Raw genomic sequence first — 8,383 nt, 5'->3', positions numbered from 1 at the left:
TCCGGAAAGATCCGGATGCTCCTTTAACCATTCAAGTATTTGATCTCGATAGGGATCTAACTTCTTACTTCTAGTCTGTAAAGACAATGTGAATTTGAAGAATTCATCTGGTTTCATTTTCCCATAATCAATCACCCTATTTCTAGAAATTTTGAGCTTTCTGGAGATTGCACTGTTAGAGAATCCTTCTTTACGCAATCTATGTATTTCATTGTAAACCATCCACTTTTCCACTTCCTATACCTCTCTTTCTATAGACTAGCTTCAGTATATAGAAAGTAGATTTTTTTGTGGAAAACTGTTGATTCTTATTTGTTGAAAGCTGTTGAATCTAGTTTAACGTTTACACAAGTGTAGGGAGTCGTGTGAATGGTGCAAGAGGGGGTACGTTTTAATGAAAGAAAGTGAAGTGAAAAGGGAAAAGAAGAAATTTTCAATGCCACATATTTTCGTTATCCTGTTTATGATTATAATCTTGGCTTCTCTAGCCAGTTATATCGTGCCTGCAGGTGAGTACGAACGTGTGACGATGGAAGACGGTAGGGAGGTTATTGATCCCAATACGTTTGAATTGGTTGAAAGGACACCGGTTGGTCTATTTGATTTTATGTTTGCGGTTCCCACTGGGTTGATTGAGACAGCAGAAATTATTTTTGGTGTTTTGATGATTGGCGGTATGTTCGCAGTCATTGAACGAACTGGAATTATTAGTATCGGTGTTGGGAAATTAGCAAATATGTTTTCAAATAGAGGACTATGGGTGATTCCGATATTGATGATCCCTTTTGCAATTATTACTACGTTTACGGGTCAAGTTGAATTATCCTTAATCTACTTGCCTGCTATTTTACCCCTCATGCTGAAACTCGGTTTTGATAAAGTTACAGCAGCAGGAACAGTGCTTGTGGCCACAATCTCTGGATTTACTGTTGCACTCACATCTCCTGCAAACTTAGGTGTTTCCCAGACGGTTTCTCAACTCCCGTTATATTCTGGAATGGGTTATCGAATTGTTATTCTTGCTATTATACTCTTAGTTGGAATAGGATTCGTCGTTCGATATGCTAAAAAGGTGCGGAGTCATCCCGAGTTGAGTTTTACATATGACGCTTCTGATTTAACTCAGAATGAAGCAGTGCTAGTTACGGATGAGAAAAAAGCAACCACAAGGCAAAAACTTGCTTCTGTTGTAGTGTTGATTGCATTTGGTGTATTACTTTGGGGCTTGTTTGAACACAGTTGGTATTTCCGAGAACTATCTGGTTTATATATATTGACCGGGGTTGTTGTGGGCCTTGTTGGAGGTCTCGGGGTCTCTCAAATTTCGGAATCCTTTATAGAAGGTTTTAAAAATATTCTTTTAGGGGCGTTAGTCGTTGGCGTCGCACGTGGAGTCGCAGTTGTACTAAATGACGGAAATATTATGGATACTATTACGTATGCAGCTGGGAATCTAGTAGCAGCAATGCCAAGTAGTGTTACGGCTACGATCATGTTAGTGGTCCAAGGATTACTAAACTTCCTAATTCCATCGGGAAGTGGACAAGCGATGGTTACTATGCCCATTATGTCTGGGCTTGCAGACTTGTCAGGTGTATCTAGGCAAACAGCAGTACTTGCCTTCTTATTCGGAGATGGTTTCTCGAACATTTTCTATCCAACGTCGGGATACTTTATGGCAGCTTTAGCAATTGCGGGAATCCAGTGGACGAAATGGGTAAAATTCATTTGGCCTCTTCTCTTAATCTGGTATGGGCTTGCTATTGTCTTCCTATTCATCGCGCAATTTATTAACTATTCTTAAAAAACAAGGTACCTGTGTGAGAAACAAATGTGAATGGTTAACCATTCATGAAAGTTTCGTACGCAGGTATTTTAAATTCCAGGAATATGTTAGGATAAGGTAAAAATGGAAGGGGAGTTTGAATTGAAAAAGATGAATAGTACATTGGGATCGTTTGTTATCCTTGGGCTATTGTTAGCGAGTTGCGGAACGGATGACGAAAAAACGAAGCAAGTTGATTCACCAGTGCAAAATGTCGAGCCGGCACAAGACAATGAGTCAAAAGTCGAAGTAATGGAACGTGCACCAATGGTCAACGAATTCAATGAAGAAACCGACGACCTTGAAGAAGCATTCTTCTCGGAATATTCAAGCATAAAAAATTTCGTTGAAGACTCCGTAAATAGCATGAAAGAGGGATCTGACTATCGAGAGAAATTTGCGCACGCTGAACAATTTCTTGCTGAATCGACCATTACATATATCGGATATTTCCATGAAGAAATTGAAGAACTCGGCATGACTGAAGACTTCGAAGAGCTAAAGACGGCTGCAGCAGAAGTAGTAGGGAAGTTCGGGGCGAATGGTGAACATCTTGAAGGGTATGAAACGAAGTATATTGAATTCGAAAATAAAATGAAGGACATCTATTCAAAAATGTAACTAGATGTTCTTTTTAAAATTAGGTATCTGTGTGAGAAATAAACGTGAATGTTTCTTGCGCAGGTACCTTTTACTATTCTCTTCTCCGATTGAGATGAATGATTCAGGGTATACAGTATAGGAAGTACAGGTAATACTATCCGTGAAGAGTAGTAATCAGAAGGAGTGTCGTTGAAATGAAAGCAATCGTAATTGAACAATATGGTGGGTCGGAACAGTTAGTAGAGAAAGAACTTCCAAAACCGGAGATTCAAGATCAGCAAATATTAATTGAAATGCACGCAACTTCTATTAATCCGATTGACTGGAAAGTACGGGAGGGCTATCTGAAAGACGCCATGCCTTTTGAGTTTCCGTTAATTTTAGGTTGGGATGCAGCAGGGATTGTCAGTGAAGTCGGAAGCCAGGTCACTCAGTTCAAAAAGGGGGATGCGGTATTCGCGCGTCCCAGCATGGAGAATGGAACATACAGCGAGTACGTGGCGGTCGATGAGGAATTGGTGGCGTTCAAGCCGGATCATCTCAGTTTTGAAGAGGCAGCATCCGTTCCGTTGGCAGGCCTAACCGCTTGGCAATGCCTGGTAGACTTTGGGCAAGTGAAAAAAGGAGATAAGGTTCTTATTCATGCGGGATCTGGTGGTGTGGGCAGCTTTGCCATACAGATTGCCAAAAGCTTCGGAGCCTACGTGTTTTCTACGGCGAGCAGTAAGAATGAAGCATTTTTGAAAGAGCTCGGTGTGGATGAATTCATTGATTATAAAACCACTGATTTTGCAGATGTTGTAAAGGACGTCGACTTAGTAGTAGACACGATGGGCGGTGACATTTTAGAGAAGAGTTTAGATGTTGTGAAGAAAGGCGGTCGTCTCGTTTCCATTGCAGGTGAGCCAAATGTAGAGAAAGCGAAAACGAATGGCATTACCGCAGAATCTTTATGGCTGAATCCAAATGGGAAGCAACTGGCAGAACTGGGACAACTGATGGAAAAAGGAGAAGTCCAACCTCATATTGGTCATACATTCCCATTAACAGAAAAGGGATTGCGTGAAGCCCATGATCTAAGTGCAACGCATCATGCAAAAGGTAAAATTGTGATTACGATTCAATAAGTTACCAGCTAGAAGAATGTACCAGGTCCCAACACAATTCGGAAACAATTCTGAATTGAACCAGAGTTGTGTGGGGACCTGGTACCGTTTGCGAAAGAAATTCACTCGACTTCATCACTGACGATCCAAAAAAGGCAAGTTGACTGTATAAATTTTCGTTGGTCTTCCTTGTAGACCATTAATTTTCTTTGACTCGACAGTTGCAAGTTCTTTTTCGACAAGTTGGTTTAATAAGCGATTTGTGCTTCTTTCGGACATGTTTAATACGTCAGCTGCAGTTTTGCTGGTCAATTCATTTGTTTTCAAACTAGTGATTGCAGTGATGACTTTTTGCAGTTGGGAAATCGTAATATCTACTTGTTGGCTCAGTTGCTCTATCTCCTTCCAACTGTAGATGTTCATTTCGGTATCATCAGCTTCCTTGAATCCAAGCGGCCCCATTGGATGTTGTGTATCGTCGATTACGAACGTACATGAGTCTATGTATGACTTAGCTTCACGATAGGCAAGCTTGGCATGTTGAGCTGCCTGAGTGAATGTCCTTCCGATTCCCCATCCAACATACACTTCAAATGATAACCTTTCTTTTAGAAAACGAATCATCTTACAAGTATGGTAATTGTTTGTTATTTCTTGCAACTCTCCATAAGACGTACTTATTTCAAAGGAGCTATCATGCCTTTGAATGACAAGTTGCAAGTCGTTCTGAGCACTAAATTCCAAAAGTTCCTTGTAAATGGATATTTGAATGAGCTCATTTTCTGAAGTACTAGCGGCATCGGGACTATCAATAAAGCCGGCGACAACTTGGTTTTCTTTTAGATTTGAAAACTTGATGTGTGTAATTAACTCTTCTATTTTCTTCTTGATTGTATCTTCGGAAATCCCCATATAGTAGACATTAAAACCTTTCGCCTTCATCAAATCCACGAGGTTGGCTGTACGTGTAATCGATAAATCTATCAAGCCTTTTTCCCATAGTTCCACATGACTTTCTAATATCTCTTCATATAATTGGATGTTTTTAAAATCAATTGTTTTTTCAATGGAATGGACAGTTTTGTTATCCGGCAATAAGGATTCGAGTTCACGAAGGCGGTCTTTCCCCCATACATAATCGATGACTACCCTGGAAAAATCAATGCCTTTAAATTGTTGGGTAACTTTGAACAAATGCTTATAAAAATCTTCTGGTGTTAAGTCTACATATACGACTGGCTTCGTATAATTTTTCAGCTCTTCTTCCAGAAAAAATATGGCAATGGACCGCCAAAAATAAAGCCGTCAAATAGCCTCTTATTCTGCTGGAAAATCGTATGGATTTCTTGAAGTCTGTTATAAGGTAAAAAATAATATTCGCATTGATCAGTAAAAGTCTTAAATATTGGTTTGAAATTTTCGATAGTCCCCTTGGCGGCTATAATCCCAATTTTAATCATTAAAAAACTCCTTTTAGTTTTGCTCTGTATATTATATTACCATTAAACTGGGCGGAATTTGTGACTTTTCTAGAAGATAGGTAATTGTAGATGCATTTCATTCGGCACTATATGAATCCGAACTTCTCAGAATAAAACAAAGAGAATCGTCTTGATTCCTGTCATAGACACTTACGAAATAGAGCCAATAAAAAGAATTTATAAAAAAAGAATGGACACTAGTTAGAAGGTTTTGTATACTTATTTCAGACAGCGTCCGAAAACATTCTAAAATGTTTGGACGCTCGGAAACTAACTGGAGAAAAGAAGGCGGCAAGTGATTCTGGTAACTTGGCATGAACTTTCCCAAGAAAGTAAGGGCTTACATACGGGTTAGCGAGGGGGGACAACTGTTTCAACATACTAAGTAAATTAATATAAAAGGAGATATGTTATGGATTTATTAATTGCTTTTTCAGCCCTAAGTGGGTTTTTACTAGTTGGAACCGTATTAAGAGCGAGACTAAAGTTTTTACAATCTCTGTTTCTACCAGCATCGGTTATCGGTGGGTTTGTAGGACTTTTGCTTGGTCCTGTTATATTGGGGAATTATGCGATCATTCCGATTCCCGAAAATTGGATAACCATTTACGCTTTGCTCCCGGGAATTTTAATAGTCCCTGTAGTTGCCAGCGTACCTTTTGGAGTAAAGTTTAAATCAAGGCTAGAAAAGAAAAGAGAACAGGCTCAAGTGAATGCAGGCAGTGAGAAGAAAAAGAACAGTAATGCAAGTAGAAATATTCTCATTATGTTTGCGATTTTAGTTATCATTAGCCAAGGCCATAACGTGATCGGAATTGCGTTAAACTATATCTTTGATAAAACAGGTGTGATTTCAGACATTTACCCTACGTTCGGTACAGAGGTAGGTGCCGGTTTTGCTGGAGGCCATGGTACTGCAGGCGTCGTAGGAAGCTTATTGCAATCGATGAATCAGCCTTATTGGAACATTGCTCAAGGAGTTACAGTAACAACTGCGACTGTTGGTTTAATTGGCGGTATTTTAATCGGTATCGTTATGATCAATATCGCAGCAAGAAAAGGATATACAAAATTTTTAAGCGGTCCTGGAAGTTTCCCGCAAGATATGAAGCAAGGTTACCAATCTGACGTAGAAAAACAACAGACATTTGGTAAAGAAACAACGTTAGGTTCTTCTATTGATACCCTCACTTTTCATCTGGCTTTAATTTTAGGTGGAAGCGGTATTGCCTATGGATTGCTTATGTTAGTAAAGAAATTCAATGTCCCTATTATTGCGAGTGTCCCAATTTGGGCATATGCAATTATTGTGATGTATGTAATTTGGTGGATAATGTGCCAGTTGAATTTAAGTTGGATCGTAGATGGCCCCACAACATCAAAGATTTCGAGTCTGTTCACAGACTATGCAGTTGTTGCCGCCATTGTCAGTATGCCTGTAAAAGCAGTTTTAACTTACATCGTGCCGATTACCATTATGATGATTGTAGTGGGAGCGTTTACAATTTTCGCTGCGTATTGGCTATGTAAAAAGTTTTACGGAGATTTCTGGTTTGAGAGAAGCGTAGCGGTTCTTGGAACAAATTTCGGAGTATTTATTACAGGTATCATGCTATTGAAAATGGTAGATCCTGAATTCAAATCACCAGCGCTGACTGATTATTCCGTAGGATATTCGATTAACTCTATTCTTGCATTTGTTATGTTTCCGCTTACATTTGGAGTCCTAGTAGATCAGGGGGTTGGAGCGGGACTGGCATTAGTGACTGGAGTCGTTTTAGCCGCCATTATCTTATTGTTAGTCGTCAGTAAAGCCAATGTAAAGAGTGTGAAACAATTAAATAAGGAGTCGGAAGCTTTATGAAAATGAATCATGTAAATTCTTTTGTAAAAGATACGATTTTAGGAAAGAGTGAATTGCTTAAAGAAATTAGTGATTTCATTTGGGAACATCCAGAAACGAGATTTGAAGAATATACATCTGCCGATTATTTAATGGGTGCACTGGAAGAGCAAGGCTTTGTCGTTGAGAAAAACATTGCCGGGATCAGCACAGCCTTCGTAGGTTCGTATGGAACGGGGAATCCGGTTATTGGATTTCTCGGAGAGTTTGATGCATTGTCCGGCTTGAGTCAAAAAGGTCTCTCTGCTAGACAAGAGCCTGTTGTACAAGGTGGAAACGGGCATGGATGCGGACATAACCTTTTAGGTACCGGTTCTTTTGCAGCAGCGATTGCGGTGAAGGAGTATTTACAGTCCAATAATCTGCCAGGCACAGTTCAATATTTTGGTTGCCCGGGAGAAGAAGGTGGTTCAGGAAAAACGTTCATGGCGCGTGAAGGCGCATTTGACCATTTGGACCTTGCGTTAACATGGCATCCTTCTTCTAACAACGGTGTCATGGGTATGAGTTCTTTAGCCAACTACCAAGTGTATTTCCGTTTTAAAGGAATCAGTTCACACGCGGCAGCATCTCCGCACCTCGGAAGAAGTGCATTAGATGCGGTGGAATTAATGAACGTTGGGGTGAACTACTTAAGAGAGCATGTAGAACCGGATGCGAGATTCCATTATGCTGTAACGAATACAGGAGGTACTTCTCCAAACGTTGTTCAGGCAGATGCAGAAGTCTTGTACCTGATTCGTTCGCCGCAACTAAAAGACGTAGAATCAATTTATAAACGGATTTGTAAAATTGCCGAAGGCGCTGCATTAATGACCGAAACTTCCGTGTCTATAGAAATAGACAAAGCGTGTTCAAACTACATGCCGAATAGAAGTTTAGAAAAAATCATGTACAGTAAACTGAAAGATCTGGAAGAAGATATTTCCTACTCAGATGATGACGTAGCGTACGCAAAAGATATTTGGAATACGTTAAATGAAGCTGAAAAAGAGGGCGCGATTAGTACAATGGAAATGTTCGGTATGGGAGCGGAAAAAGACAAAGCCAAAATGAAAGATCGTTATATTTCTGACTTTGTCAGCGAGTACACTCCAACGGATAGGGCTATGTCGGGCTCGACGGATGTAGGAGATGTGAGTTGGGTAGTACCGACTGCACAATGTTCAACAGCTGCATACGCAAAGGGAACACCTTTCCATTCATGGCAAATGGTGACGCAGGGCATTTCATCAGTTGCACATCAAAGCATGTTACGTGCAGGAATAACGATGGCCCTGACCGCAATCGAAGTGATAGAGGATCCGGAGAAGCTTGACGAAATTAAGAAAGAGCATGATGAAAAGTTCAAAGATCATCCATATAAGTCTCCAATTCCAAAAGATGTACAGCCTTCTGCATTAAAGTGAAGTCTTGAAAATACACTTCATGAGTAAGACTCCTTTTGATAGTGTAGGGAACCGAT

7 protein-coding genes are annotated in these 8,383 nt (G+C 40.1%); 5 read left to right on the top strand and 2 right to left on the bottom strand.

The features are described from left to right. Positions 1-394: 394 nt before the first annotated feature. From H605_RS0115720 to H605_RS0115710, 3 genes are all read left to right on the top strand, one after another. A complete protein-coding gene (locus tag H605_RS0115720) occupies positions 395-1,804 on the top strand; it encodes a YfcC family protein (protein ID WP_029055085.1) in 1,410 nt (469 codons plus the stop codon). 123 nt (positions 1,805-1,927) lie between these two features. Next, positions 1,928-2,446, top strand: a complete 519-nt coding sequence (locus H605_RS0115715; RefSeq protein ID WP_156875518.1) for a hypothetical protein — start codon at positions 1,928-1,930, stop codon at positions 2,444-2,446. A 176-nt stretch (positions 2,447-2,622) separates the two neighbouring features. Next, positions 2,623-3,555, top strand: coding sequence for an NADP-dependent oxidoreductase (locus H605_RS0115710; RefSeq protein ID WP_029055083.1), 933 nt, complete (start codon positions 2,623-2,625; stop codon positions 3,553-3,555). Positions 3,556-3,669: 114 nt separating this feature from the next. Here the strand turns inward: H605_RS0115710 and H605_RS0115705 are convergent, their stop codons facing one another. Both H605_RS0115705 and H605_RS0115700 read right to left on the bottom strand, forming a co-directional pair. Further along, positions 3,670-4,728 (bottom strand): hypothetical protein, encoded by a 1,059-nt coding sequence (locus H605_RS0115705; RefSeq protein WP_029055082.1) that lies wholly within the window; start codon positions 4,726-4,728, stop codon positions 3,670-3,672. Between the two features lie 59 nt (positions 4,729-4,787). Beyond that, complete coding sequence (locus H605_RS0115700; RefSeq protein ID WP_029055081.1) at positions 4,788-4,994, bottom strand: hypothetical protein; 207 nt, start codon at positions 4,992-4,994, stop codon at positions 4,788-4,790. Positions 4,995-5,427: 433 nt separating this feature from the next. Between H605_RS0115700 and H605_RS0115695 the strand changes: the two genes are divergently transcribed. Together H605_RS0115695 and H605_RS0115690 are read left to right on the top strand one after the other, a co-directional pair. Continuing rightward, complete coding sequence (locus tag H605_RS0115695; protein ID WP_029055080.1) at positions 5,428-6,879, top strand: sodium/glutamate symporter; 1,452 nt, start codon at positions 5,428-5,430, stop codon at positions 6,877-6,879. Continuing rightward, positions 6,876-8,327 carry a M20 family metallopeptidase gene (locus H605_RS0115690; RefSeq protein ID WP_029055079.1) on the top strand — a complete coding sequence of 484 codons (1,452 nt, stop codon included), beginning with the start codon at positions 6,876-6,878 and terminating at the stop codon, positions 8,325-8,327. Before H605_RS0115695 ends, H605_RS0115690 begins: the two co-directional genes overlap by 4 nt. The last annotated feature ends 56 nt before the right edge of the window (positions 8,328-8,383 follow it).

It is taken from the genome of Sporosarcina ureae DSM 2281, from assembly GCF_000425545.1.
Taxonomy (GTDB): Bacteria; Bacillota; Bacilli; order Bacillales_A; family Planococcaceae; genus Sporosarcina; species Sporosarcina ureae.
This window is presented reverse-complemented; position numbering and strand designations above follow the sequence as displayed.